General features: G+C 53.9%; 23 protein-coding genes. 6 read left to right on the forward strand and 17 right to left on the reverse strand.

What is annotated here, in order from left to right; translation table 11 throughout:
* Nucleotides 1-83: 83 nt before the first annotated feature.
* The 5 genes from MHI24_RS03930 to MHI24_RS03950 form a co-directional block, all read right to left on the reverse strand.
* Complete coding sequence (locus MHI24_RS03930; RefSeq protein ID WP_340024264.1) at nt 84-2,000, reverse strand: hypothetical protein; 1,917 nt, start codon at nt 1,998-2,000, stop codon at nt 84-86.
* Nucleotides 2,001-2,189: 189 nt separating this feature from the next.
* Complete coding sequence (locus tag MHI24_RS03935) at nt 2,190-2,984, reverse strand: DUF1906 domain-containing protein (RefSeq protein ID WP_340024265.1); 795 nt, start codon at nt 2,982-2,984, stop codon at nt 2,190-2,192.
* A 51-nt stretch (nt 2,985-3,035) separates the two neighbouring features.
* Entirely contained in the window at nt 3,036-3,302 is a 267-nt protein-coding gene (locus MHI24_RS03940; RefSeq protein WP_340024266.1) for a hemolysin XhlA, read from the reverse strand.
* Nucleotides 3,303-3,414: 112 nt separating this feature from the next.
* Nucleotides 3,415-11,133: an HYR domain-containing protein gene (locus MHI24_RS03945; protein WP_340024267.1), complete on the reverse strand. Its 7,719-nt coding sequence runs from the start codon at nt 11,131-11,133 to the stop codon at nt 3,415-3,417.
* Between the two features lie 93 nt (nt 11,134-11,226).
* Complete coding sequence (locus MHI24_RS03950; protein ID WP_340024268.1) at nt 11,227-11,631, reverse strand: hypothetical protein; 405 nt, start codon at nt 11,629-11,631, stop codon at nt 11,227-11,229.
* A 181-nt stretch (nt 11,632-11,812) separates the two neighbouring features.
* Here MHI24_RS03950 and MHI24_RS03955 point away from each other — a divergent pair, with 181 nt between their 5' ends.
* Together MHI24_RS03955 and MHI24_RS03960 are read left to right on the forward strand one after the other, a co-directional pair.
* Nucleotides 11,813-12,247: a sigma-70 family RNA polymerase sigma factor gene (locus MHI24_RS03955; RefSeq protein WP_340024269.1), complete on the forward strand. Its 435-nt coding sequence runs from the start codon at nt 11,813-11,815 to the stop codon at nt 12,245-12,247.
* A 29-nt stretch (nt 12,248-12,276) separates the two neighbouring features.
* Nucleotides 12,277-12,405 (forward strand): hypothetical protein, encoded by a 129-nt coding sequence (locus tag MHI24_RS03960; RefSeq protein ID WP_340024270.1) that lies wholly within the window; start codon nt 12,277-12,279, stop codon nt 12,403-12,405.
* A 211-nt stretch (nt 12,406-12,616) separates the two neighbouring features.
* On the opposite strand, the gene MHI24_RS03965 is transcribed toward MHI24_RS03960, so the two are convergent.
* The 3 genes from MHI24_RS03965 to MHI24_RS03975 all read right to left on the reverse strand — a co-directional run bounded on the left by MHI24_RS03965 (nt 12,617) and on the right by MHI24_RS03975 (nt 14,909).
* On the reverse strand, nt 12,617-12,976 hold the full coding sequence (locus MHI24_RS03965; protein ID WP_340024271.1) for a hypothetical protein: 360 nt from the start codon (nt 12,974-12,976) through the stop codon (nt 12,617-12,619).
* Nucleotides 12,977-13,072: 96 nt separating this feature from the next.
* Complete coding sequence (locus tag MHI24_RS03970; RefSeq protein WP_340024272.1) at nt 13,073-13,987, reverse strand: hypothetical protein; 915 nt, start codon at nt 13,985-13,987, stop codon at nt 13,073-13,075.
* Between the two features lie 121 nt (nt 13,988-14,108).
* Nucleotides 14,109-14,909, reverse strand: a complete 801-nt coding sequence (locus tag MHI24_RS03975; RefSeq protein WP_340024273.1) for a hypothetical protein — start codon at nt 14,907-14,909, stop codon at nt 14,109-14,111.
* 95 nt (nt 14,910-15,004) lie between these two features.
* Here MHI24_RS03975 and MHI24_RS03980 point away from each other — a divergent pair, with 95 nt between their 5' ends.
* Entirely contained in the window at nt 15,005-15,520 is a 516-nt protein-coding gene (locus MHI24_RS03980) for a GNAT family N-acetyltransferase (RefSeq protein WP_340024274.1), read from the forward strand.
* Nucleotides 15,521-15,539: 19 nt separating this feature from the next.
* Here the strand turns inward: MHI24_RS03980 and MHI24_RS03985 are convergent, their stop codons facing one another.
* Nucleotides 15,540-17,123 carry a helix-turn-helix domain-containing protein gene (locus tag MHI24_RS03985; protein WP_340024275.1) on the reverse strand — a complete coding sequence of 528 codons (1,584 nt, stop codon included), beginning with the start codon at nt 17,121-17,123 and terminating at the stop codon, nt 15,540-15,542.
* A gap of 132 nt (nt 17,124-17,255) precedes the next feature.
* Here MHI24_RS03985 and MHI24_RS03990 point away from each other — a divergent pair, with 132 nt between their 5' ends.
* Together MHI24_RS03990 and MHI24_RS03995 are read left to right on the forward strand one after the other, a co-directional pair.
* The gene (locus tag MHI24_RS03990; protein ID WP_340024276.1) at nt 17,256-18,041 is read left to right on the forward strand and encodes an acetoacetate decarboxylase family protein; all 786 of its coding nucleotides are present in this window, start codon (nt 17,256-17,258) and stop codon (nt 18,039-18,041) included.
* 11 nt (nt 18,042-18,052) lie between these two features.
* Nucleotides 18,053-18,820 carry a glucose 1-dehydrogenase gene (locus MHI24_RS03995; RefSeq protein WP_340024277.1) on the forward strand — a complete coding sequence of 256 codons (768 nt, stop codon included), beginning with the start codon at nt 18,053-18,055 and terminating at the stop codon, nt 18,818-18,820.
* 82 nt (nt 18,821-18,902) lie between these two features.
* Here the strand turns inward: MHI24_RS03995 and MHI24_RS04000 are convergent, their stop codons facing one another.
* From MHI24_RS04000 to MHI24_RS04020, 5 genes are read right to left on the reverse strand one after another with little or no spacing between them, the layout of a single operon-like run.
* On the reverse strand, nt 18,903-19,520 hold the full coding sequence (locus MHI24_RS04000) for an HAD family hydrolase (RefSeq protein ID WP_340024278.1): 618 nt from the start codon (nt 19,518-19,520) through the stop codon (nt 18,903-18,905).
* A 22-nt stretch (nt 19,521-19,542) separates the two neighbouring features.
* On the reverse strand, nt 19,543-20,157 hold the full coding sequence (locus tag MHI24_RS04005; RefSeq protein ID WP_340024279.1) for a class I SAM-dependent methyltransferase: 615 nt from the start codon (nt 20,155-20,157) through the stop codon (nt 19,543-19,545).
* Between the two features lie 21 nt (nt 20,158-20,178).
* A complete protein-coding gene (locus MHI24_RS04010; RefSeq protein ID WP_340024280.1) occupies nt 20,179-20,811 on the reverse strand; it encodes a pyridoxamine 5'-phosphate oxidase family protein in 633 nt (210 codons plus the stop codon).
* Between the two features lies 1 nt (nt 20,812).
* A complete protein-coding gene (locus tag MHI24_RS04015; RefSeq protein WP_340024281.1) occupies nt 20,813-21,205 on the reverse strand; it encodes a VOC family protein in 393 nt (130 codons plus the stop codon).
* A gap of 44 nt (nt 21,206-21,249) precedes the next feature.
* A complete protein-coding gene (locus MHI24_RS04020; RefSeq protein WP_340024282.1) occupies nt 21,250-21,708 on the reverse strand; it encodes a hypothetical protein in 459 nt (152 codons plus the stop codon).
* Between the two features lie 214 nt (nt 21,709-21,922).
* On the opposite strand from MHI24_RS04020, the gene MHI24_RS04025 reads away from it, so the two are divergent.
* A complete protein-coding gene (locus tag MHI24_RS04025; protein WP_340024283.1) occupies nt 21,923-22,294 on the forward strand; it encodes an iron chaperone in 372 nt (123 codons plus the stop codon).
* 40 nt (nt 22,295-22,334) lie between these two features.
* On the opposite strand, the gene MHI24_RS04030 is transcribed toward MHI24_RS04025, so the two are convergent.
* From MHI24_RS04030 to MHI24_RS04040, 3 genes are all read right to left on the reverse strand, one after another.
* A complete protein-coding gene (locus tag MHI24_RS04030) occupies nt 22,335-22,829 on the reverse strand; it encodes a YcxB family protein (protein WP_340024284.1) in 495 nt (164 codons plus the stop codon).
* 88 nt (nt 22,830-22,917) lie between these two features.
* Nucleotides 22,918-23,841 (reverse strand): hypothetical protein, encoded by a 924-nt coding sequence (locus MHI24_RS04035; protein ID WP_340024285.1) that lies wholly within the window; start codon nt 23,839-23,841, stop codon nt 22,918-22,920.
* 18 nt (nt 23,842-23,859) lie between these two features.
* Entirely contained in the window at nt 23,860-24,990 is a 1,131-nt protein-coding gene (locus MHI24_RS04040; RefSeq protein WP_340024286.1) for a PTS transporter subunit EIIC, read from the reverse strand.
* Nucleotides 24,991-25,085: the final 95 nt, after the last annotated feature.

A 25,085-nucleotide genomic window follows, 5' to 3' on the forward strand; every position in this document is an offset into this window, starting at 1 on the left:
GAATTTGACCGCTTTCCGCAGCCCCTCAAAGATGAAATTGACCGCTTTCTTGACCAGATTCACTACGGCTTCAAGCTTATCCTTCACCCAGCCGAGGAAGCCCCCTTCTTCTCTTCCTTGGCCTTTTCCTCCTCATGCTTGCTGTCCGCTTCCTTCTTGGCCTTGCTGTAGGCCTGGGTCGCCTCCCGTTCCGCCTCGGATTGCTTCTTCTGCGCTTCCCGCTCTTTGTCGGTGCGGACAGTGTTGATCTCCTTCTTCTTCTGCTGGGCGGCGGCTCCGGCCTGCTGCGAATAATCCGCTTCGGCGGCGTCCAGCTCCTTCTTCCATTCGCCCCGCAGCTGGGTGACCTCTGCTTTGGCCCCCGCCTGCTGGCTGAGCTGTTTATTCCTGGCCTCCGTCTCCGCCTGCCGGATCTGCGCCTGGCTGTCCGCTTTGGAGCTCAGCACGCTGCTGTCAAATTTCGCCTGCTCCTTCTTGTATTCCGCCTGCTTGGCGCCCAGCTGCTTCTTCATCTCCGGGGCCAGGCTGCGGTTCAGACCGGCAGTCATCTCTGCGGGCAGCGCCAGGGCCGGCAGCTTCTTGGCTCCGGGCGCTTGCCCGCCCTTCAGCCCCGCCGCAGCTTTCACCACGGTGCCATCCGGTTCGGGATAGATGTCATTCTCGCCCCAAGGCTGCTGGATCTGGCCCAGCTCCGCCTGCTTGGCTGCACCCACCTCCCGGGAGGCCTCCTGGCCCATGCCGTCCATCTGCGCCGGATCGGCCTCGCCGGTCATGCTGATGCCCGGCGGCTGGGCGGCAGCGGAACGGATCTCGCTCATGATTGCCTCGGGATTGTCACCCGAACCGGAAGAGCGGATGGTCATTGTATCCAGGTGACCCGGATTCACTGCCCCGCCGGTGCGCTCACTCTTGAAGCCTTCCTTCACCGTGTGCTTCAAACCTGCCGGCTTCCTCCGGGCCTGCAGTACCTTTCCCTTCAGCCCGGTGGGAACGGGAACCGCAGGCAGCCCTTGCTTAGCCTTCTGGTTCTGCTTCGCGAACGCTCCGGCCGAGACATTCACCGCCTGGGCATAGGCGTCGCCCAGCTCCGTGGGCTGCACCCGGGTCAGCTGATCCAGAATCTGCCCCGGGTCTTCACCGCTGATCTTCACCGTCTTGCCCTTCGCCGGCTTCTCCTTCCCGCCGCCGGCCAAGGCGCCAAGCGCTGCTCCCAGCGAGGGCTCCTTGGCCGCCTTCTTCGGCGTACCGGCTCCCTTGCCCTCTGCAGCCGCCTTCCCTTGCCCCGCAGCGTCGCCCTTCCCGGACGCCTCTGACTTCCTGGCCTCTCTGGCAGGTGTAGCTTCAGTAGCTTGCTCTTCCTTCGCTTCGTCCTTCGCTTCTTCTTCAGTTGGAGCGGCCTCTGTAGTCTCTTCAGCTTTTTGGGCTGCTGCTGGCCCGTCCGCTGCTTGCCGGGCAACAGCAGGCTTCGCTGCCGCCTTCGGCTGGACAGCCGCCACGGTCTTCTTAACGGCGGCTCCCGGACCGGAAGAGGCCGCTTCACTTGAAGACTTAGCCTGTGTAACAGGCACAGGTGCGCTCACTGCCTTAACATCCGGCTCCTCCTTGCCCTGCATCTTGACTTCAGCCGGAGCGCTCGACCGCTCTGCATCCTCCTGCGCCGGCTCCGGTGAATCCGCTTTGGCTTCGGTCTTAGTATCAACAGGCCCACTCGGGCCTTGTCCGGCCGCTTGGGCCCCGGCTTCCGCCTGCTCTTTCTTCTTGCCCTCCTCCTTCAGACTGGCTAACAATTGAACAACAGCCCGGTTGCCCAGTGTGCGCTGGAGCGCCAGCTTGTCTTCACGGCTTAAGGAAGCCGGATTCTGGCGGATGCGCCGGATAATCTCTACCGGGTCCGGCGGCTTCACAGCGGCCGGACGAACGAACACCGGCGGGCTGCTGTAAGGCTTACGTCTGCCGGAGCTTTTTTCCTGTTCCTTATTCACGGTTGCTTGGGTCTGCAAATCGAGTCCCCCCTCTGTACAAAATCGATCCTATAGATAAAGTAAAATCCATAGCGATTTTTACATCCGGAGGTGCAAATAATTCTATTTTTGAATTTTTGTTAAATAATTGTACGACCGGTCACAGCATTCCGGTACGGCAAAAAAGCCACCCGAAGGCGGCTTATGATTAGGCTATGAACTGAACGGCTAACGATTCAGTGTCGCTTTTTGCCCGGAAGCCAGACGCAGTTCATTCGCCAGCCGGTGAAATTCCTTCCCGGATTCGGCATTGCCCGCAACCATATAGGCAGCTTGAAGAAAAGCGATCATCTTATCTGCATCCTCTTTCTTCAACATATAGTCCTTCCCCTCCCCGTTGGCATTGCCGGGCACAGGCGCAGCAGCCGACAATGTATTCCACCAGCCCGCCTCTCCGCTCGACAGGTTGAGATCCACATTGACTCCGTGGATGGGCTGGCCCAATCCCTTCGGGCCGTTATCATATTGATAAATGTGAATACCCTCCGCTTTCCGGCCTTTACTCCAGGCATAGGTCTGCCAGAAGCCGGTACAGGCCCTTGCAGCCATCGCGGCTTCAATAACGGCTATACCGCCATAGACTCCCGACTGGTAATTCCGGGCGGCTTCACCCGCCGCGCTGATATATTGAATTACAGTATCCATCTGTTTCGCAGATGCATCGAAATCTACCGCGAAGTAGATCCGGCTTCCTGCGGGCTGTCCAACCGATAATGCTGTCTGTGCAGCGATCGCCCCATCCGTCAGACCGGCGGTCCGTCCTCCCAGCGCCCGGCTGGCGGTTGTTTCATAGACTGAGACAATCTGCAGCCCGGCTGAGCTAATCGCTTCCGCCTCGGCCTGGGTTAACCTTTTCCAGCCGGACGGTACGAGGTAACGGCATACGAACTCGTAGCCATCCTCACGGAATTTCCTGGCCACTGCCCGCGTCAGCGGTGTTGCACAATCGAAACCTTTGGCCATTCCACCCTCTCCTTTCCCCTTAGATCATTCATCCGTATCCCGTTTCTTACCCTACCCTATTAAAATTTTCATCAGCAGTCCTGCTGCAGCAATACACATCCCCGCGCTGCTAATGATGGTCCCTACCAGCCAGCGCTGATTCTCTCCTTGCCTAAGCTTCAATCTGGACAGCTCATCACGCATCTCATCCATCCGCAAATGGGCGGATTTGCTGCTCTGCATCGCCTCCAGCGCAATATCCCTTGCACTGTTCATGATGTCGAGCTTGGTCTCTACACGGGTCAACCGTTGAAGGATTTCATTCATGTCGTCTGGCATATTGTACCCCCGGAATGAAGCTGGTTGATCTCTGGCTTGCTTTTGCCGGCTCCGGGCTGCAACTGTTCTTCCGGAAGCAGCCCGGGAGCGGCATAGGCTATACCTGCCTCGTTTACGGCTCCAGCCCCGCAATCAGATTGCCTGACGAGTAGACCGTAATTTTGCTCGTATCAGTGAACCCTGTTGCTAGAGCATTGAAGGAATAATCATTCGGCTGATAATAATTAGAGAAGTCTGACTTCCAGAACCGGCACTGGATTTCTACCGTTTCACCCGGCTTCAGGCTGCCTGCTCCACTGGTGAAACCAATTTCCAGGTAATAATCACTGCCGGTCTTGCCGGCCGTCTTCTGGAAGCTTCCGGTGACATACGGCTGAATGACCCTCATACCGGAGCCGGATACCTTGGCATAGTCCGTATAGAAGCTCTGGTATTTCTCCCCGTCAATGGTGTAGTAGTATCTCAGCTTGATGCCGGAGAGCTGCAGGGTGGTTTTACTGGTATTCTCAAAGCTGATTCGCGGAAAAATCGTATTGGTATTACTGCTTCTGCTGGCGTTATAAGATTGAACCTTGAACGTCTGAGTCACGGTTACATACTGCACGGCTGTGGTAACATTGCCGTTACTGTCGGTTGCGGTCCAGGTGACTGCGGTTTTGCCTAACGGGAAGCCGTCAGCCGGAGCATCGTTTTTCACTGTAACTCCGAAAATATCGCTGGCCTGCGCTTGGCCCAGATTCACAACCGTTTTCGCTCCTGTAGCGGGAACAGAAAGGTCGGCGGGCACCTTCAGCACCGGCTTGGTGGTATCGACCACTGTAATCTTTTGCACACCTGTGATTACGTTGCCGTTCTCATCCGTGGCTGTCCAGACGACTTCTGTTACGCCTAACGCGTATGCTTCGGGAGCATTACTCTTCACTGTCACCTTGAAAATATCCGTCGCTGTCGCTTCGCCGATCTCGACCGGAGTCTTCACCGCTGTCGCTTCCACCGTCTTGTCGGCGGGCACCTTCAGCACCGGCTTGGTGGTATCGACCACTGTAATCTTTTGCACACCTGTGATTACGTTGCCGTTCTCATCCGTGGCTGTCCAGACGACTTCTGTTACGCCTAACGCGTATGCTTCGGGAGCATTACTCTTCACTGTCACCTTGAAAATATCCGTCGCTGTCGCTTCGCCGATCTCGACCGGAGTCTTCACCGCTGTCGCTTCCACCGTCTTGTCGGCGGGCACCTTCAGCACCGGCTTGGTGGTATCGACCACTGTAATCTTCTGCACACCTGTGATTACGTTGCCGTTCTCATCCGTGGCTGTCCAGACGACTTCTGTTACGCCTAACGCGTAGGCTTCGGGAGCGTTGCTCTTCACGGTCACCTTGAAAATATCCGTCGCTGTCGCTTCGCCGATCTCGACCGGAGTCTTCACCGCTGTGGCTTCCACCGTCTTGTCGGCTGGCACCTTCAGCACCGGCTTGGTGGTATCGACCACTGTAATCTTCTGCACACCTGTGATTACGTTGCCGTTCTCATCCGTGGCCGTCCAGACGACTTCTGTTACGCCTAACGCGTAGGCTTCGGGGGCGTTATTCTTCACTGTGACCTTGAAAATATCCGTCGCTGTCGCTTCGCCAATCTCCACCGGAGTCTTCACCGCTGTGGCTTCCACCTTCTTGTCGGCTGGCAGCTTCAGTACCGGCTTCGTCGTATCCACGACTGTAATCTTTTGCACACCTGTGATTACGTTGCCGTTCTCATCCGTGGCTGTCCAGACGACTTCTGTTACGCCTAACGCGTAGGCTTCGGGAGCGTTGCTCTTCACTGTCACCTTGAAAATATCCGTCGCTGTCGCTTCGCCAATCTCGACCGGGGTCTTCACCGCTGTGGCTTCCACCGTCTTGTCGGCGGGCACCTTCAGCACCGGCTTGGTGGTATCGACTACTGTAATCTTCTGCACACCTGTGATCACATTGCCGTTCTCATCCGTGGCCGTCCAGACGACTTCAGTCACACCTAACGCGTAGGCTTCGGGAGCATTGCTCTTCACTGTCACCTTGAAAATGTCCGTCGCTGTCGCTTCGCCGATCTCGACCGGGGTCTTCACCGCTGTCGCTTCCACCGTCTTGTCGGCGGGCACCTTCAGCACCGGCTTGGTGGTATCGACCACTGTAATCTTTTGCACACCTGTGATTACGTTGCCGTTCTCATCCGTGGCTGTCCAGATTACTTCTGTTACGCCTAACGTGTAGGCTTCTGGGGCGTTATTCTTCACTGTGACCTTGAAAATATCCGTCGCTGTCGCTTCGCCAATCTCGACCGGAGTCTTCACCGCTGTCGCTTCCACTGTCTTGTCGGCTGGCACCTTCAGTACCGGCTTCGTCGTATCCACGACTGTAATCTTTTGCACACCTGTGATTACGTTGCCGTTCTCATCGGTAGCCGTCCAGATTACTTCTGTTACGCCCAGTGAATAGGCTTCAGGAGCATTGCTCTTCACTGTCACCTTGAAAATATCCGTCGCTGTCGCTTCGCCAATCTCGACCGGAGTCTTCACCGCTGTCGCTTCCACCAGCTTGTCGGCTGGCAGCTTCAGTACCGGCTTCGTTGTGTCCACAATGGTCACTGTCACCACGCCAACCACAGCGTTACCGCTGCTGTCTGTGGCAGTCCAGGTCACTTTAGTTACACCCAGCGGGAAATTCGCAGTAATACTGTCCTCTGAAACGGCCAGATTCTGCTCTTCCTCCCAGCCCGGAGCATCTGTCGTCAGTGTAACAGGGAAGAGGTCCAGCACTCCCGGCACTTCCAGTTCTACAGGCGTTGCCAGAGCCGTTGCTTCCCGGGTTACCTGCAGAGATCCTTTGAACTTGAGCACTGGCTGTGTGGTATCCTTCACTGTAATCCGCTGTACCCCGGTAATTTCGTTTCCATTCGCATCCTTAGCCTTCCAGGTGACTGTCGTTGTTCCGAGCGGATAATCGGCCGGAGCATCCGATGTAAGGGTCACTGGGAAAATATCCTCTGCCACAGCCTGCCCGATTTCAACCGGAGTCTGTACCGCTGTAGCTTCCACTGTCAGATCCTTCGGCACTGTCAGCACCGGCTTGGTGGTATCCACGACCGTAATCTTTTGCACACCAGTACTTACATTGCCGTTCTCGTCAGTGGCGGTCCAAGTCACTTCCGTCACGCCCAGCGGATAAGCTTCCAGGGCATTACTCTTCACTGTCACCTTGAAAATATCCGTGGCTGTCGCCAGCCCAATCTCCACTGGAGTGTTCACCGCTGTCGCTTCCACCGTCTTATCGGCGGGCAGCTTCAGCACCGGCTTGGTGGTATCCATCACTGTAATCTTTTGCACACCAGTACTTACGTTGCCGTTCTCGTCAGTAGCGGTCCAAGTCACTTCTGTTACGCCCAGCGGATAAGCCTCCAAGGCATTACTCTTCACTGTCACCTTGAAAATATCCGTGGCTGTCGCTTCGCCAATCTCCACCGGAGTCTTCACTGCCGTCGCTTCCACCGTCTTATCGGCGGGCAGCTTCAGCACCGGCTTGGTGGTATCCACGACCGTAATCTTTTGCACACCAGTACTTACATTGCCGTTCTCGTCAGTGGCGGTCCAAGTCACTTCCGTTACGCCCAGCGGATAAGCCTCCAAGGCATTACTCTTCACTGTTACCTTGAAAATATCCGTGGCTGTCGCTTCGCCAATCTCCACCGGAGTCTTCACTGCCGTCGCTTCCACCGTCTTGTCGGCGGGCAGCTTCAGCACCGGCTTGGTTGTATCCACCACCGTAATCTTTTGCACACCAGTACTTACATTGCCGTTCTCGTCAGTGGCGGTCCAAGTCACTTCCGTTACGCCCAGCGGATAAGCCTCCAAGGCATTACTCTTCACTGTTACCTTGAAAATATCCGTGGCTGTCGCTTCGCCAATCTCCACCGGAGTCTTCACTGCCGTCGCTTCCACCGTCTTATCGGCGGGCAGCTTCAGCACCGGCTTGGTGGTATCCACGACCTTAACCTTCTGCACCTTCGTGGACACATTGCCGTTCACATCCTTCGCTGTCCAGGTCACCTCTGTGACGCCAACAGGGAAGGAGGCCGGAGCATCACTGGTCACTGCGGCAAGCGCAAAAATATCCGTAACCGCCGGAGCCGGCAGCTCTACCTGCGTCAACTGTCCAGTCGCTTCCGCAACATAATCGGGAAGATCCGCTATGGCCGGAGCAGTTGTGTCAGTCACTGTAATCGTCTGTGTTCCCGTGCTGGTGTTGCCGTTCGCATCGGTTGCCTTCCAGGTAACAATCGTCTTGCCGAGCGGATAGCCGGCCGGAGCATTGCTGGTCACCGTGACCGGGAACAGATCGGTAGCCGTAGCCTGGCCAATCTGAACCGGTGTGTTCACCCCGGTAGCCTCAACGCTGATATCCTTCGGAACCGTCAGGATCGGCAGCGTGGTGTCTGCTACCGTCACCTTTTGCTTGCCTGTAGTGACCAGGCCGTTCGCATCCTTCGCCGTCCAGGTCACCTCTGTGACACCGACCGGATAATCCTCAGGCGCATTACTGGTTACAGTAACCGGGAAAATATCCGTGGCTGTAGCCTCTCCCGTCACAACCGGAGTCCGGATAGCCGTTGCCTCAAGCTTGACATCTGCCGGGAGCTGAAGTACAGGCGCGGTAGTATCCGTAACCGTCACCTTCTGCGTCCCAATGGCCACATTCCCGCTCAGGTCCGTTGCCATCCAGGTCACCTTCGTTGTACCCACCGGGAAGTCCTCAGGCGCGTCATTCACCAGAGTGGTTTTGAACAGGTCGAATACTGCAGGCTTGCCCAGATCGACCTTGGATCGGACCGCTGTCGCCTCCACCGTAACATCCTCCGGCACCGTCAGGACCGGCTTCGTGGTATCCACAATCTTAATCTGCTGGGTTCCGGTGGTGGCATTACCATGCTCATCCGTCACCGTCCAAGTTACCTTGGTCAGGCCAAGCGGATAATCCGCCGGGGCATCATTCTTAACCGTAACCGGGAAGATTTCCGTTACCACCGGCTCGCCGATGTCCACCTTGGTCCGCTCTGCGGACGCTTCCACCGTCTTGTCGCCCGGCAGTGTGACCAGCGGCTTGGTGGTATCTATAATTTTGACCGTCTGCGTCTTCTTCGTGCTGTTGCCGTTCTCATCCGTAGCTGTCCAGGTAACCACGGTAGTCCCGAAGCTATAGCTGTCCGGGGCATTATTAGTAATGGTCACCTTGAAAATATCCGCAGCCGACGCCTCTCCCAGCTCCACCGGCGTCTTTATGCCAGTCGCTTCGGCCGTAATATCTGCCGGAACGGTTAACACCGGAGCCGTCTTGTCAGTAACCGTGATCCGCTGAATAGCCTCCGAGACATTGCCATGCTCGTCTGTCGCTGTCCAGGTCACCTTGGTAGTTCCTACCGGATAATCGGCCGGAGCATCCTTGGTTAAGAGTACATCGAACAGATCGGTTGCTTCGGCTTGCCCGATGTCCACCTTCGTCCGTCTTGCCGTGGCTTCCACCGTGATATCCGCCGGAATGGTCAGTACAGGCTTGGTCGTATCGGTAATTGTGATGATCTGATCTGCCGTAGAGACGTTGCCGTTCTCATCCTTGGCCGTCCAGCTCACCTTGGTCACGCCTACCGGATAGTTCTCAGGCGCATTATTCGTAATATTCACCTTGAAAATATCTGTCGCCGTTGCCTTCCCTGTATCCACAGCTGTTCTCCGGCCTACCGCTTCTTTCGTAATGTTGGCCGGAACCGTCAGCACCGGCTTGGTTCTGTCTACTACAGTAACCTTCTGTGTAGCGGTAACCACATTGCTGTTGGCATCCGTTGCCGTCCAGGTGACGGTGGTCGGGCCAATGGGGAATTCCTTCGGCGCATCGTTCACTACAATGACCGGGAAGATGTCGGTCGCCGATGCTCCCGTGACTACCAGAGGCGTCTTCACCGCTGTAGCCTCCACTACAATATCTCCCTGTACCGTAAGTACCGGCTTCGTGGTATCCTTCACGGTGATCCGCTGCACCTTGGAGGAGGTAAGCCCTACCGGGTCGACCGCAGTCCACTTCACGGTTGTTGTACCGATTGGATAATCCGCCGGGGCGTCGTTCGTCAGGGTTACATCCGGGATGGAAATATCCTGGACCGTGGCCTGGCCAATATCGGCAGGCGTACGTACCGCTTTGGCTTCCATTGTGATGTCTGCCGGAACCGTGATCACCGGAACCGTCTTGTCAATCTTCACTTCCGTCTTCTGGGCAGGCGTCAGATTGCCCGCATGGTCAACCGCCCAGAATTCAATAGGGGTAATCCCCTCGGCTGTTACCGTGAACGATACCGGGCTCCCTGCCGCAATCTGTTCCTCTCCGTCAGCGCCCAGTCTGTAGTGAATGTCCTTCACCCCGGAATGAGCATCTGAAGCAGTGAGCGAGACGGTGACATCCGTACTGTTCCAGCCCTTGTCATTGGCTTCCGGGCTGAGGATACTGGAGATGAGCGGACCGCTCTTGTCAATCTGCACCACTGCAGTCCGTGGGGCCTCCGCATTCCCTGTATGGTCAACCGCCCAATAGCTGACGGTAGTCACCCCTTCCTCCTCCAGCTCCAGCGCAGCGCTAGAGCCGGCAGTCCGCACGGCCTCCTGCTCACCCAGCTTGTAATAGACGGCCTCCACCCCGGAATATTGATCCGCCGCAGTGAACTGCAGGGCTGCTTTTCCCTGGCCCCAGGCCCCGGAATCGGCCCCCGTTACTGTGACTTCTGTAACCGGAGCGCTTTTATCAATGTTAATAGGGCCAAAGGTGGCTATGGAATAATGGTTCTTGTCCTCATCACTGGTGGCTGCACTGTCCACGGCCTTGCCGGTTGCGGTCTGGCCCGCACCCTCCGCCGTGAATTTCTGATCCGGTGTCAGTGATTTGATCGCCGACAAGGTATCCTCTGCCGTGTAATGGACGGTCACCGAATGGCTGGTCCAGGTCCCGGCAATATAAGGCGTACCTGCATCCGTCGTGGCTGTAGCTCTGATCGAAGGCGGCGTGGTATCGACCAGATTGGAGCCAACCGACCCGATCTCCACTTTGAAGCTTACAGGCGTAAGTCCCGGCACGGTGGCCCGTACCTCCATCGTCTTGATAACCCCGGTGCTTTTGGAGTAGACCTGATAGCCTTCCCCGATATAACCGGTATAGTTGTTAGCCGCAGTGGCATATCCGTTCTCATCCGTGAACACTGTAATAGCAGTGCTGTTCAGCCCGCGCATAACCGCTGTAATGGTACTGTCCTCCGAGACGGTGAACGTGACCGGAACTCCGGCCAGCGGATTCCCCGCCGGGTCTTTGACCGCAACGACCTGCGGAAGCATGAAGCCGCGTCCGCCCGGAATGACACCCGAGGCCTGCGCCAACCGCATCTGCTGAAGCAGCGGCGATACCGCGTTCATCGTTCCCTCTACATTGACCGCAGCCAGCAGGTTCAGCTGGTATGCTCCACGGTGTATAATCACCCCCAGCGTCGGGTCCAGCTCATACACCGATTGATAGACGGACTGGTAGACTGAATTTTTGACCGAAGGTGCGGTCAGCTGCTCCGGTGCGGGAGGCTCTGTCCCGTATACCGCTGCATAGGCTGTCCCTGCCTCCTGGTGCGGTGCCCCGTCCGGGGGCCACTTCTCCGAACCGAACACGGCGCCGGGCGCCAGCATCAGGATCAGAAGGGCGAGACACAGCCATCTGCCGATTACACCTAACCTTCCTTGCTGCACATGCTTCCGTTTGCGTTTTGAATGTTTCATCATGCATCCCCTAACTTTTGTAATAGTGAGCTTTACCTGCTCTGACGAAGCTTTATCCTCCTTTACTAATCAAAGGGAACTCGGGACCCGTTTTTACAACTGCTTGTTGCGGTTCACATAAACTTCGATTTTGGCCTCAATCCATGCCTCCAGATCACCGGTGACCAGCTTCAGCTCCTTCTTGGCCGCTTCCCCCAGGAGAATCAGCGCCTTCTCTTTGGCCATACGGAAGGACTTCTCCATCGCCTCTGCATTGAAATCGCCCTGCTGCTTAAGCGTCTCCACGAAGGTCTGATTCACGGCAATCACTGCGGATTCAACCGCATCAGCCGCCTGGTTCAACAGATGGTTCACCGACTCGTTCCCGATCCGCTGCTCCAGCCCGGCAATCTCCCGTTTCAGATACGTAATCAATGACTTCGCCAGCAAGCCCAGCAGCGGAATGACCAGCACGGTTAGAATCGTATTGACCATCTCCGCTGTACTGTAATCCTTCATCACCATCGCCTCCAGAATGAGAATTCGACAATCTATTCCTACACTTTCTCGTAGTAAATGGTAATTAGGAGATTATTCTTACAACTTTCGCTAGAAAAATAGTAATCATGTAAATTTATGTTTTTGTCAGTTGTGGAATCTATGGAATATTTTACTTGTTATACAAGGGGAAGCGGGAGGTATGTCCGGCCTGGGGGAACAGGCGCCGCTGAACCTGTCTGATCCAGTACAACTGAACATGGGGAGGAATATAGTTATGGTTACCTGTGACGATGAACTCGTCGAGACCTGCAGAACATTGTTGAAGCGCTCCGCATGGAGAATCCAGTACAAGACTCGCATTCAGCTGATACGCGAGAGCAAGCCGCTCTACGACAATCAAGTCTATGACAACAGCTTTGAGAGCATGGTGGTCTCGGATCTGTTCGTCGATGAGCTTCTGAATACGATTCCATGGGACAAGTGCAGGTATATCATCAAGCGGACAGTGATTGAAGGGATGCCGGAGCATGAGGTGGCGGCCGAGCTGCAGATGACTCAACAGGGGGTTAGCAAATGGAAACGCAAGGGACTGGAAGTTCTGAAGCAAGTTCTTGCCCATTCGTCGAGACTGTGAAAAAAGCACAAAACGGAGATAAAGCCTCCATGGAGGATATCCTTAGCCTGTTCTCGGTTGACATCGAATATTTATCCAGGTTCATCATGATGCCGCGGGAAGAAGCGATCCAGACCCTGAAAATAGAACTCATGAATATAGTCTTTCAGGAATTGTAAAATCAAAATCAGCAGTTGTAGCCGCACCGTACATATTTCATAGATTCATTACACCAAGCAGAAACGGCTTTGCCGTCCTTTTTAAGGACGGTATCGTTTCAGCGAGAAATATAAGGATAAGTTATCGTGTGCAACACATAAATTCTTATATTTGCAAAAAGGGAATGCCCGGACCCGCCGGTTGCATTCCCTTACACTTCCTATACTAAGCTCAAGCCTTGAACAGAATCACAATCTCTGTGAGCAGAATCAGCCCGGCCGCTGACACGCCTAGTGAATTAATAACAGTGAGGGCATCAGGATAATTCTCCTTGCGGAACTGGGAGCAGAGCGAGACCGTCCATAACACGCTGAAAAAAAGCCCAGTCGCCCCGCAGCCCCGCTCATTCAGCACCTGCCTCCGCCTCCGGAAGTACCTGCCCAGCCCGGCACAGGTAAGCACCATATAAAGGATAAGCTCAGCGGATGAAATCACGATCACCTCACCTGCAGACAACAAATGCATCATTGCATACTGAAGACTGAAACCGATAAATACCAGCATGTTAAAGGAAACCTTCGGGACACTCAAGCCGTCTTCCTCCCTTTACCTTGTAATGAACGCCATCAATAGATAACGCTTACATTATAAAGGGAATTCCTGACATGTTCTGTGATATATGACGCTCTACAGGGCGTCCAGGAAATGAATGACGGCTTGCGTCCGCCGGTCACCGTTCTTCTCCAGCAGTACCAGGAATTCATCCAGCTGAGTCAGCAGTCGGCTGCCTTCAATTCTCTCGGGGCCAGCCTCAGACAAGGTATTCTCGTAAGCGATTGCCGCCTGCTCCAGCATGACCTGTGTCTTCTTGTCGAACAACGGGGTCTTGGCCGTTCCGTTGAACACAATCCGCTTGGCCCGATCCAGCGCTTCTGTCATCGCTGCAGCGCGGTTAGAGCTCTTATATGTCTCCACAAAATCCTCATATTGCACAGCCCGCTCTATGACTTCATACCAGTCCGCCTGCAATCTTCCGCCAGCCACCATCGGCTGCTCCGACTCTGCGGCCATCAGATCGATATAGGACTGCAAGTCCTTGCTGACATATGGCTTGAAGACTTTGAAGCTTTTATAGGGAATAGCGGGTACAAAGTCTTCGTCCTGTACCAGCTTGTAGCCCATCCCTTCCAGGTCCTGCAATACGATACGCACCTCAGCCTGTCTCACCTTGGAGCGCGCCAGCGCCATAGGCATCCCCGGAGTATATATACTCTTGATATTCAGTTGAACGACAGGCGCACTCAGACGTTTGGTTGCCGTAGGCAGGTAAGCCTTCAGCGCATTCTCCAGATGCAATACCGCCAGATTGGCCTCCTGCTGCGTCATCTGACTAATCCGGTTGACCAGCGTAGCTTGAGCCAGGCCAAGGGAGGACGGCTTCTGCAATCTCTGTTCAAATAAGCTGAAGGCCGGTGTAGGCTTCACTGCCGCTGCCCCGATCTTCTGCGGGAAGGCGCTAAGAACAGTAACTCCGGTGCTTGTCAATACCAGTGCAGAGGCAAGTGCGGCTGCCAGGCTTTTTGTCCATCTGGTTGACCTCATAGGCACACCCCTTTCAATGTTTGTAAGCAGCTTATATTTTACCATACATTAACAACCTACTTATTGCAAAAAAGCCCTGCATCTCTGCAAGGCGAGCTTTATTACTGTCTTTTTTCATCTATCAGTATTCTAGAAATTTTTTCAATTGCTTCTGGTACCTTAGAATCTGTTCACTATTAGCAAATTCTCTAAACGACTCAAAAAGAGCTAACAATTTTTTTATTGATATGTTATCTCCAAGAACTACACTTGACGCTAGAGCTTCCAGGTTCTTATCAATCGCATCTTTATAATCTTCCTGATAATATTTATATAGTGAAAACAGGCACAAATATCTCATTAAATATCTTGCTGTTATTTTATTATCCGGATAAGTCTCAATAGCGTTCAACTCGTCAGACAAATCTGTTAGAATCCACTCTATGGATAAACTCTTTTTAATAGCACACTCAAAGATTGTGACCATTCCGGCAATAATCTCTCTCGGATATTGCTTTAAATACTGAACATATTCTTTGAGCACCTCCTCTTTGCCTTCCATCAAGTCAATGGTATATGTATTTCCTAGAGCAAATATACTAAAATCTTGTATAATAAACTTGTCATTTTCCTCTACACCTTTGACCCATGAAAGATCTTTATATTTCAGGATGCAATCTCTTGATTCTGAATATCTTTTTAATTTCTCATAAGCAACCCCCTTGCATAGCTGTGAATAACCAAGGTAGTAGATTAAGGGCCTGTCGTGAGGCGATTGGCGGGAGGACTGGCTAAGCTGATAGTAGTACAAAAAACTAGACGCTTCGTAGAGCCTGTCGGCAACTCCAATCATATTATGCCAATCTTCGTTCGCAAAGGTTAGTCTCAACATGTTTGTAAGTGAATCAAGGTTATCTATGTTATCTAGTTTCAACTCTCCCACTCTAGCCCCTCCTTATTCGCCACATAAATACATATTATACCATAAATATACATAATTCAATCAAAAACAATTTTTCATGAACAGGAGAGAACACAATGAATCTATCTGAATCCTTATATACCAAACGACTACATTTCCGCCTGCTCAATCTGGAGGATACCGATGCTGTCTACAAGCAATTCTCGGACCCGGACATGTGCAGATATTTCAGTGAGCCGCCATGCGATTATAACGAAGCTGTCGAAATCATTGAGCACTATGCCCAGCCTGAAGGCAAAGGCCACCACCGCTACGGGATGTTTGACCGGGAGACCGGTGCCTTCATCGGCACCTGCGGCTATCATTACTGGGACCCGGAGCGGAAGCAGGTGGAGATCGGCTATGACATCTGGAAGGACTATTGGGGACAGGGCTATATATCGGAGGCCTTGCCTGTTCTACTTAATACGTGCTTCACACATCTTAATGCGGAATGTATCTATATCCTGACCCATCCGCAGAATGCTGCCTCGAAGGCAACCGTGCGCAAGTTCGGCTTTGAACAGTGTGCGCCGTGCAGAGCCGTAGAGGGCGAGCCTCAGGTATGTATGAAGCTAATGCGCGGACACTGATCCTCAGCCAAAAGTTGAATCAGGGACACCAGGGGTGGCCTCCGCCATTCAGCTTATCCAGATAATCTGTCATTTGATAAGACATATACAGCCGCAGCACTTGATCAATCTGGCTCAGATCCACCTGAACCAGCTCGTCGATCTGGCGTAACCGGTAGCGCAGGGTGTTGCGGTGGACAAATAGTTCATCGGCCGTTTTTTGCAGCTGCTGGTTGTTCTTCAAGTAACAATAGAGGGTATGGTACAGGTCGGCATGGTGCTGCTCATCGAATTCACGCAGGACGGTAAGCGCCGGATGGCTGATCTCCCGGGAATCCTGCCGCGCATACGGGGATAAAAGATCATAGAGCTGCACATCAGCATACAGCACGCGCGGCTCCGCAGGCCGGACAATCCGCCCAATCTCCAGCGCCTTAAGCGCCTGCAGATAATATTTGCGGCAGTCCGTAAGGTCGGTGAATTCCCGGCTGATCCCCAGGCGGATCTGATGGGCCACCAGAAACTCCCGCAGCTTCGGATTCCTCTCTCTTGGACTGACCGCAGCAGAGCTGTCTTCGCAGACCCCTACCATATGCTCATGGTAAAAGATCAGCCGCTCCTTCCCGAAATACAGGTGCAGCTGATCCCTCAGATACCCGTTATATTTGCTTGCAGCCTCATACCCCGCCAGATCCAGCACCATCACGGATAGCCTGCCCTTGGGCAGACGCACACCGCTCCGCTGGCTCTCCTGAATTAACGCCAGTCCGTTCGCCTCCCCCTCCAGCAACCGATAGATTAACTCTTCATATTCAGCCTGGCTGGAATTCCGGTAAAAGCTGTTCTTCGCCAGCTCCGCCGCCACCAGCTCTGCCGTAAAACCCGCCAGCTCATGATCCCTCTGCCGGATCGGGCGGGTATCGCCCAGCACAATCACATTGCCGACAGGCTTACTGCCAATCCTGATCTTGGCGACCAGCTTGGTCACCTCGCTGCCGCTGCATTCCACTTCGTAAGCCTCCTGCGACGCTATGCCGGTCTGCACACTGGTCAACTGGTGGACAGCGGCTATGAAATCATAGGAGCAATAGCCCTGTTGCAGATTGTCATTCCATATGGGGTCGGTAACCCTGCTGCAATCAGAGGAGGCCAGAATTCTGTAGCTTACATCGATAATAATTACCGGATTGCAGAGCAGCTCCGCCGCAGCCGAGAGTATGGCCTCCAGACCTTTGCCGGCGACACAGGCCTCCAGCATTCTGCCCTTGGCCTGCTCCCGTTCAGCCTCTTCCAGGAACAGCGCCCGGGTCTGATTATAGAGCTCGAAAACATCCTCCGCCGCCCCGAATTCCAGCCGGTTCTGCCCGCTGTGCATCCCCTGACCCAGCTGGCTGGCAGGCTCCGCACCATCATTGATCAGCATCAGGCTGGCTTGCTCCAACCCTTCCGCGTGCTCCGGCAATCCGGACCGGTAGCCCACATAGATAAATTCAGGCGCGAAATAAGCCAGGCTCTTCGTAATCAGCATCGTATCCGCATAATCTGCTCTTAACGTTTTGTTCCACTGGATATGTACAGCCTGCTTGGCAAAATATCTGCTAATCTGTTCAAAGCTAACACTCATCGCTCTCACCCACTGCTTATTATAGTGCGCCGCGCACAATTTTCCCATTTATTTTTATATTTTCCATATATATAAACCCCGGAATGGTAATGTTACATTATTCGTGACCCTATATCACAGGAGGCGCTTGCGATGAGCAGCTTTGTGAAAGATGTGAACGAGATTGCCAAAAGAATCAATACACCAACGACCTTCTATAATGCCGAGACATTAACCGTCTATTGGGAGACCTCTCCCGAAGTGATCCGCAGGATTCTGCCCGCCCCGCTTACGCCGGGTCCAAGACCGCTGGTGCACGCTTTTGTAGCCGATTATCCCCGCACCAGCTTCTGTGAGCCTTACCGGGAAGCGGCGGTCTTCATCCTGGCAGCCTACAACGGACAGCCCGGGACCTACTGCCTGTCCATGCCGATCAGCGATGACATCGCTATGGGGCTGGGGCGGGAGATTTACGGCTTCCCCAAGAAAATGGCTGACATCCGTCTGCGCAAGGAAGATCAGCATGTGGCAGGCAGCGTCTCCCGGCGGGGCACCGAATTCTTCCGCGTTGAAGCCGCGCTTAACGGTACAATGAACACCACGGATGCAGAGAGCCTCATCTCCGCACATTACGGCGCCGGCCTGCCTGTCTTCAACATGAAATACTCCAAATCCCCGGATGGCCGCGGATTCGACATGGGACCGCTGCTGATCCGGCAGACCGCTTCAATGGATATTAGTGTACGCAAGGCGGCACAAGTGGAGATTCACCTGAATGACTCTCCGCATGATCCCTGGGCTGAGCTGGAGGTGGTTCGTATGCTGGGCGGCATCTACACCGTCAGCAATACTGTATTGGAGCGCGGCGAGGTGCTGGCTGAAGTAGATCCGGCACAGTTTCTTCCCTATTCGAACTTGCGCTGGGACTGGTGGGTCTAGAGGAGGGATGAATGATGAGAAATCCTTTTGATTTAAGCGGAAAAGTGGCGGTAGTCACAGGGGCGGCCGGGGGAATCGGTGTGGAAATCTCGCGGGCGCTGGCTGGAGCAGGGGCCGACGTTGCCTTGCTGGATCTGCAATTGGACAAGCTGGAGCTGTCCAGGCAGCAGATTGAGGCCCAGGGCCGCCGCGCGCTTCCGCTCCACTGTGATGTAACCAGCGGCACAGCGATAGAGTCGGCGGCAGCAAGCATTCTGGAGCATTTCGGACGGCTGGACATCCTGGTGAACAATGCCGGAGTCGCTTCCGCAGGCTCTATCGAGGAATTGGATGAAGCCGAATGGGACCGGGTGATGGATACCAATGTGAAAAGCGTTTATCTCATGTCCAAGGCTGTGATCCCGGCCATGAAGGAACAACGCCAGGGCCGCATTATTAACCTTGCTTCGATCTGCGGGGTGAACGGTACGAAGCTGGCCCCTGTTCACGCCTATAATGCCTCCAAAGGTGCTGTCGTGAATCTGACCCGCGGAATGTGCGCCACCCTGGCTCCTTATGGAATTACGGTGAATGCGATTGGACCGAGCCTGTTCCCCAGCGGAATGACGCGTGCACTCTATCAGGAGCAATTCCTGGAGCAGTACAATACCTTATGCCCCATGGGCCGCCCCGGCAATCCCGATGAGCTAAACGGTGCTGTCCTCTATTTCGCATCCGATGCTTCCAGCTACACAACAGGCCAGACGCTGTATGTGGACGGGGGCTGGACAGCAGTCTGATCCTTTGACCAAGGAGCTGTCTTAACCGGCCATGAAACGGCGGTAAGACAGCTCCCTCTTTTGCCGGAACAGACTATTCACTTCAGAATAAATCCAGCAGCCCAGCCAGCCGATCGATAACATAGTCATACCGGCTGACTTCACCGAATCCGTACCCGGCATACACAAAGGGAATCCCGGCGAACTCTGAAGCCTTCCTGTCCCCCTCCGTATCGCCCACGTAGACAGGAGCGGTTAAGTGATTGCGGTCCATGACCAGCCGGATGTTCTCGCCCTTGGACAGCCCGGTGCTTCCCGGATGCTCATAGTCCGTGAAATACTTCTGCAGCTGATGATATTCATAGAACGCTTCAATATACCCCGACTGGCAGTTGCTTACGATGAACAGCTTATATTTTGCCGCTAATGCCTGAAGCACCTCCTCCGCCTGCGGGTATAACCTTCCGCCTTGCTGCCCCAGAACGTGACACTCCATCTCACAGCATTCACTCATGATGCGCTCCCGGATCGCCTCGCCGGTGTCAGGGAACAGCTTCCGGCCAACCTCCGGCACCGGCAGCCCCATAATCCCCTGTAAATCCTGTATCGTTATTTCATTAGCAGCTCCGTTATAGCTGTTAATCACTTGATTCCATCCGCCCACTACAGTCTCCGTCGGGTCCCATATCGTGCCATCCAGATCAAAAATGATACTGTCCATTTCCATTCTCCTCACATTCAGATCATAGTTGTTGTCCTTGCGGGCCAGCCCAGATCAGGTGAACCATATTCAGCGAAAAGCTCTCTGTTCTGCGTATCTGCATCCCGGACTCCCGCACCAGTCCGATGATATCCCGGGTATGATGGCATCCGTAGATGCGGTATAGCAGCGGATTCAGCGCCCGTTGCAGCGTGGTCACCAGGAAGCTGGAACCGAGGCCATGCTCCATAAGCAGGATGGTGCCGTCCGGCTTACACCAGCGATTCATTTGGACCAGCATGCCTAACGGGTCCTTATAGCTGCATAGAGATAATGTCGAGACAATGGTATCGAACGATTGTGCGGGAAAGCTCATGTCTTCAATATCAGAACAGATAAAATCCGCATCCAGGCAGTGCCGGTGTGCCGCCTTCTCTGCACGCTCAATCATAGCACTGCTGAAATCAGCCGCTGTAATCCGGACGCCCTGCGGATAGAACGGGAAGTTAGCCCCGGCCCCCACGGCAAGCTCGAGCACATCACCCTGCGCAGAACCGATCAGCTTCTGGCGCCAGCGCCGCTGCTTCGGATCTTCCCTTCTTCGGTCATAGTCTGCAGCCTGCCGGTCAAAAATCCGGATCAGCTTCTCGGTATCCATCCCCGCAGATCACTCCTGTTCTTAATAAAGCCGCTTCGCGTAGCTCTCCTCTATCCCCCGCCGCACTACTTCCTCCGTGAACTCTGCTGTATTCACATGGGCGGCGATAATGGCCGGCACAGAAGGAAGCGCCGTTTCCTCAGGCCAAGTGTTACTGTTCCACACCTGCGAGCGTTTGAAGGCCTTGGCGCAATGCATATAGCACTCCTCCACCTTCACCCCAATGCCGAGCAGAGGCCGCTTATCTCTTGCTACCATCTGATCCAGAATTGACTCATCCTTGATGACATAGGCCTGCCCGTTAATCCGCAGCGTCTCTTCAAGTCCCGGAATGATGAAAATCAGTCCGATATTCGGATTAACCAATATATTGCGCAAGGAGTCCAGTCTGCGGTTGCCCGGCCGCTCCGGGATCACCAAATGCCCGTCATCCAGCACCAGCACCGAACCGGGAGCATCCCCGCGCGGCGAGACATCGCAGGAGCCGTGTTCATCGGCTGTGGACAGAAACAACAATGGGGACATCGCTATGTAAGCGCGGCAATGATGATCCAGATGATGGATCGCTTTGCGCTTCACCACTTCGTTTGGATACCCGAGCAGGGCTCTAAGCTCATCTTCGGACGTAAGAATATCTTGAAAAGGCTGATTCATGCTAATGCCATACCTCCATTCGTTCATCCAGGGTGGATGTATGCAGCTCCAGCTGGATGCCATCCGGGTCCAGGAAGTTCACTGACCAGCCGGTGCCCCGCTGAACGGGACCTCTGACGATCTGTACATGATGATTGTTTAAAATATCTACCGCTTCTTTGAAATCATCCGCTGCAATATAAAAAGCGACATGATCCATCCCGGCGAGTCCGCCCGGCTGTTCCCCGGCCTCTGTGCGCTCCACCAGGCAAACCCAGGCGCTGCCCCACTCCAGATAAGCATCCGTTCGGCCCCGGTGTCTGAGGCTCATGCCCAGAATGCCCTGGTAGAATTCCAGAGAGGCCTGTAGATCCCGTACGAGAAGTGTAATGTGACTGAATCCGGTGACTTTCATATCCGAAGCTCCTCCTTTGGCCTGCTTGTTTACTATAGATCACATCATCTGGCAAAACCTCTATGGACTACTGCAATCTGATGCTGGTCCGCCCATTGCTGAAGTGCGTCAATCCCTTCATCCTCCTGACCGGTGAAGCAGAAGCAATGTTTATGCTGCACCAAAAGACTGCTCTTGAGCTTAATGGCAATGACAGGCTTAAAATAGCCTTTGATGTAAATTCTCTTCACCCTGGAGGCTTCTATCTCAGTATTCTTGATCTGCAGAACCTCCGGCCTAATCTCCACCGCAAACACCCTGCCTGCGGTCAGCAGCCGAATCGTCATAATTCCTGTATTGAATACTGCAATTCCAGTGACAAGACACACCATGATTACTTCGACAGTTGTTGTCTGGTTGAACGACACCATGTAATTGATCCAGAAAATCATCAGAAGAATGGTGCTGATTGCAGTCCATCGTTCGGCAGGCCGTTTGCCTGTGAATCCGGTTCTGATGTCCATCCGCCACCTCCACTCCAATCCTATCGCAGAACACCAGCTTCTTCTATCATACAGGGAAATGATGGAATGAGGAAGGGAAGGCAGATATTCAGCCCTCTATGGGTTTTACTATCTCATGTGTCTCAATAATTTGCATATCTTAATTTTTGACTAACAGGAGGGTAAAAGATATGATAAGGTGCATAAGCGCGGCTACCAATCTGGAGGGATAACGATGGATGTGTTTGCAGAGTATTTAGCGAAGATTGATAATCCGGTCCACCGTACAACAGTCGAAGAGGTCCTGGCCTGGGTGCTTCAGGAATTTCCGCAGCTAGAGCCGAGAATCGCCTGGAACCAGCCGATGTTCACCGATCACGGAACATATATTATCGGCTTCAGTGTAGCCAAAGGGCATATGGCCGTGGCCCCGGAGAAAGCCGGGATGGATCACTTCGCGGAGGTCCTGAAGCAAGGCGGAGTAGATCACACCAAGCTGCTGATCCGTATGAAATGGACGAGTCCGGTGGACTACGACCTGCTGAGACAGCTGATCGAATACAATATCACGGATAAAGCGGACTGCACTACCTTCTGGCGGGCATAAATTCAAAAGGACATGCCCCTTAGCATGTCCTCTAATTGATCTACCAGATCACACCGCTGCCGATCTTCCGGTGATCCGATACATAGGCTCTGAACCTGTCCTCCTGCGCGGCATCCTGGAACGATTGCTTGGCAATGAACCAGTAATTCTGTTGCCCCTGGAACAGCAGGTAGTAGCTTTTGTTCTCCCATACCCGGGTAAAGCTCCCCCAGCCCACCGGCTGAATCTGCTCACGATCAAAGCGAATCCCCTCTGCATCGAACCGGTATTCATAGTCCTTGTTATACCTGGTGTCCGACCCCAGAATTCTTGGCAGCAGCAAGGTCCGCATGACCAACGACATCAGCGTGGTGAGGACAAGCGTAATCGCAATTCCAAGCAGAATTAACGAATCATTCCTCATGTACAGAACCATACACACTGCTATAAATACAACCTGAACCGCAATCGTAAGGATCGATTTCCATGAGTGGAAATACAGGGCCCGCGCCACCTTGGGAATATGCCGTCCGTAATGAAAGCTGATTGTCTCCATTCTGCCACCTCTTACTTTTTAACTAACAGCCTCTAGTAGTATAGCATTGAATCCCTGAAACTTATAGCCGGGAAAACAGCTCCCGCATTCACACTTCCCGCGTCTCTCCGGGGTGATACAGAATTCGCTGGTAATCCCAATCCTTCGTATCCATATCGCCCAGATACATCCGTTCATGCTCGGGTACAAGCTCATATTTGATTCTAAGCTGCTCCCGGTAGTACTCACTCGGATTCTCCAGATAGGCGTAATAGGCCGCCCGGCACGCTTCATGCGCCGTTTGCTCACCATTAAGCTGCTTGTGAAGGTTGTACAGCTCTTTGAGCTTCTCCTGCGCATCGGCGGAATACAGCGAAGCGCCAAGCGTCACCTCGCCCAATTGCCGAATTTGTACCGGGGTGGAAGGCTCCAGGGTGGTGAAGAGTGTCTCCTCCGCAAAAAGCCCGTCCAGCTCCTCCAGCGTATATTCTGCTTCAGCAGGCAGGTTATAGACCGCTACCCTTCCGTCCTTGTACACCACAACATCGATGAGGTATACCTGGCCGCTATATTTCATGAACAGGTGAACACTTTTGCCCTCCGTGGTCTGATAGAACAGCTCGCTGTTGACATAGAATTCCGTAGCTGTTGGCGAAAGGGCGACCCGGCGCGCCTCATTCCGCTGCTGCTCCAGGAGCGGGATCTCATAAATATTCGTAAGCTCAGGATTCAGGCGCGTAACAATGTCCTCCACATGCTTATAAAAGCTGGCTTCATTATAAGTCCACTTCGCCGACTCGACAGTATACGCCCCCAGACCGTGAATGGACAACTGCTCTCCTGCCGGAACGGATGGCGTTAGCCAGCCCGAATGGATTTTGCCGGATAAGCCCTTCAGGTCGGTCAGCTCCCAGCAGTTCACCATGCCGTCTTCATAGACATCTACATTAATATAGAAATAAGTGCCTCCGTTATGGATGATGCCGGGAATGGAAGTCCCTTCAACGGTCTTGGTTCTTCTAATGGCTCTCATGTGAAAAACCCTCCTATATTATAACTGTGGCTTGGCAGGTTGTCCCGCCACCGGCTCCGGTCCCAGCTTCACCGCCAGCGTGGCAATCAGGGCGATCAGGAACCCGGTGGCACAGGCGATCAGGAATCCGCCGAACCCGTCCCCGAGATAAGCAGGCAGCGTAGCCAGTCCCGGAAAAGCAAACGAGATCGCAGACGAGCCAAACGCTCCAACCATCCCCCCTCCGATAGAGCCTGCGATGCAGACAATGACCATCGGCTTGCGCAAGGGCAGATTCACTCCGAACATCGCAGGCTCAGTGACACCGAACAAGGCTGAAATGGATGCCGACAGTGACAGCGTACGGAATTGCTTGTCTCTGGACTTGATGAATACGGCAAGTGCGGCTCCGGCCTGGGCGAAGGCGGCGGGGCCCATCAGGGCCAGAATCGTGTCCGATCCCCCCGTGCTGATGTTGTTGATCGCCAGCGGAACCAGGCTCCAGTGCAGGCCGAAGATCACCATCGGCTGAATGATCGCTCCCAGCACCATCCCGGCACCGATAGAGCTGAGGTCATACACGGCGCGGTATCCGTCTGCCAGCACATCCCCGGCCAGCCCTCCCATCGGACCGAACACCAGCAGCGTCACCGATGATACCACGACCACGGAGATTAGCGGAGTGAAGAAGCCGCGGATGACCTCCGGCAGTATTTTGACACAGGCCCGTTCGACAAAGACCAGGAACCCCACCGCAAGAATAATGGGAATAGCGCTTGCAGGATAGTTCACCGGCTTGATGCTCATGCCCAGAAAATCAATGTATTCGTTGTTCTCGAATAGTGTGGTCAGACTCGGATACAGCATAACCCCGCCGATAACGACCGCCGTAAAAGGGTTGGCCCCGAATTTGCGGGCTGCCGTGAAGGCCAGCAGCAGCGGAAGGTAATGGAACAGGCTGTCCGCCATCGCATTCAGCACCGTATAGGTGCCCTCCGTCTTGCTCAGCAGCTCCAGCGCCACCGCACCGGCCAGAAGTCCCTTCATAATACCGGCAGCACTCAGAATATTAACGATCGGCAGAAAAATACCGGAGATCCCGTCAATAATCACATTGATGATATTGCCTTTGGATGGCTTCACAGCTGATTTCTCTTGAATTACATTCATAGCGTCCCTTCCTGCTCCACTCTAATATAAATGACCCGCAAGAGTCACTTTGGGCAAAGTTCCCCTCTTACGGGCCAAGCTCTAATCCGGCTTTA

Origin of the sequence: Paenibacillus sp. FSL K6-1096, assembly GCF_037977055.1 — a bacterium.
Lineage (GTDB): Bacteria > Bacillota > Bacilli > Paenibacillales > Paenibacillaceae > Paenibacillus_AQ.

Excerpts from the sequence above, each read along its gene's own strand:
- MHI24_RS03935 (WP_340024265.1), bottom strand. The coding sequence starts at position 2,984 with ATGGCCAAAGGTTTCGATTGTGCAACACCGCTGACGCGGGCAGTGGCC.
- MHI24_RS03940 (WP_340024266.1), bottom strand. The coding sequence starts at position 3,302 with ATGCCAGACGACATGAATGAAATCCTTCAACGGTTGACCCGTGTAGAG.
- MHI24_RS03945 (WP_340024267.1), bottom strand. The coding sequence starts at position 11,133 with ATGAAACATTCAAAACGCAAACGGAAGCATGTGCAGCAAGGAAGGTTA.
- MHI24_RS03950 (WP_340024268.1), bottom strand. The coding sequence starts at position 11,631 with ATGAAGGATTACAGTACAGCGGAGATGGTCAATACGATTCTAACCGTG.
- MHI24_RS03955 (WP_340024269.1), top strand. The coding sequence starts at position 11,813 with ATGTCCGGCCTGGGGGAACAGGCGCCGCTGAACCTGTCTGATCCAGTA.
- MHI24_RS03960 (WP_340024270.1), top strand. The coding sequence starts at position 12,277 with ATGGAGGATATCCTTAGCCTGTTCTCGGTTGACATCGAATATTTATCC.
- MHI24_RS03970 (WP_340024272.1), bottom strand. The coding sequence starts at position 13,987 with ATGAGGTCAACCAGATGGACAAAAAGCCTGGCAGCCGCACTTGCCTCT.
- MHI24_RS03980 (WP_340024274.1), top strand. The coding sequence starts at position 15,005 with ATGAATCTATCTGAATCCTTATATACCAAACGACTACATTTCCGCCTG.
- MHI24_RS03985 (WP_340024275.1), bottom strand. The coding sequence starts at position 17,123 with ATGAGTGTTAGCTTTGAACAGATTAGCAGATATTTTGCCAAGCAGGCT.
- MHI24_RS03990 (WP_340024276.1), top strand. The coding sequence starts at position 17,256 with ATGAGCAGCTTTGTGAAAGATGTGAACGAGATTGCCAAAAGAATCAAT.
- MHI24_RS03995 (WP_340024277.1), top strand. The coding sequence starts at position 18,053 with ATGATGAGAAATCCTTTTGATTTAAGCGGAAAAGTGGCGGTAGTCACA.
- MHI24_RS04000 (WP_340024278.1), bottom strand. The coding sequence starts at position 19,520 with ATGGACAGTATCATTTTTGATCTGGATGGCACGATATGGGACCCGACG.
- MHI24_RS04005 (WP_340024279.1), bottom strand. The coding sequence starts at position 20,157 with ATGGATACCGAGAAGCTGATCCGGATTTTTGACCGGCAGGCTGCAGAC.
- MHI24_RS04010 (WP_340024280.1), bottom strand. The coding sequence starts at position 20,811 with ATGAATCAGCCTTTTCAAGATATTCTTACGTCCGAAGATGAGCTTAGA.
- MHI24_RS04015 (WP_340024281.1), bottom strand. The coding sequence starts at position 21,205 with ATGAAAGTCACCGGATTCAGTCACATTACACTTCTCGTACGGGATCTA.
- MHI24_RS04020 (WP_340024282.1), bottom strand. The coding sequence starts at position 21,708 with ATGGACATCAGAACCGGATTCACAGGCAAACGGCCTGCCGAACGATGG.
- MHI24_RS04025 (WP_340024283.1), top strand. The coding sequence starts at position 21,923 with ATGGATGTGTTTGCAGAGTATTTAGCGAAGATTGATAATCCGGTCCAC.
- MHI24_RS04030 (WP_340024284.1), bottom strand. The coding sequence starts at position 22,829 with ATGGAGACAATCAGCTTTCATTACGGACGGCATATTCCCAAGGTGGCG.
- MHI24_RS04035 (WP_340024285.1), bottom strand. The coding sequence starts at position 23,841 with ATGAGAGCCATTAGAAGAACCAAGACCGTTGAAGGGACTTCCATTCCC.
- MHI24_RS04040 (WP_340024286.1), bottom strand. The coding sequence starts at position 24,990 with ATGAATGTAATTCAAGAGAAATCAGCTGTGAAGCCATCCAAAGGCAAT.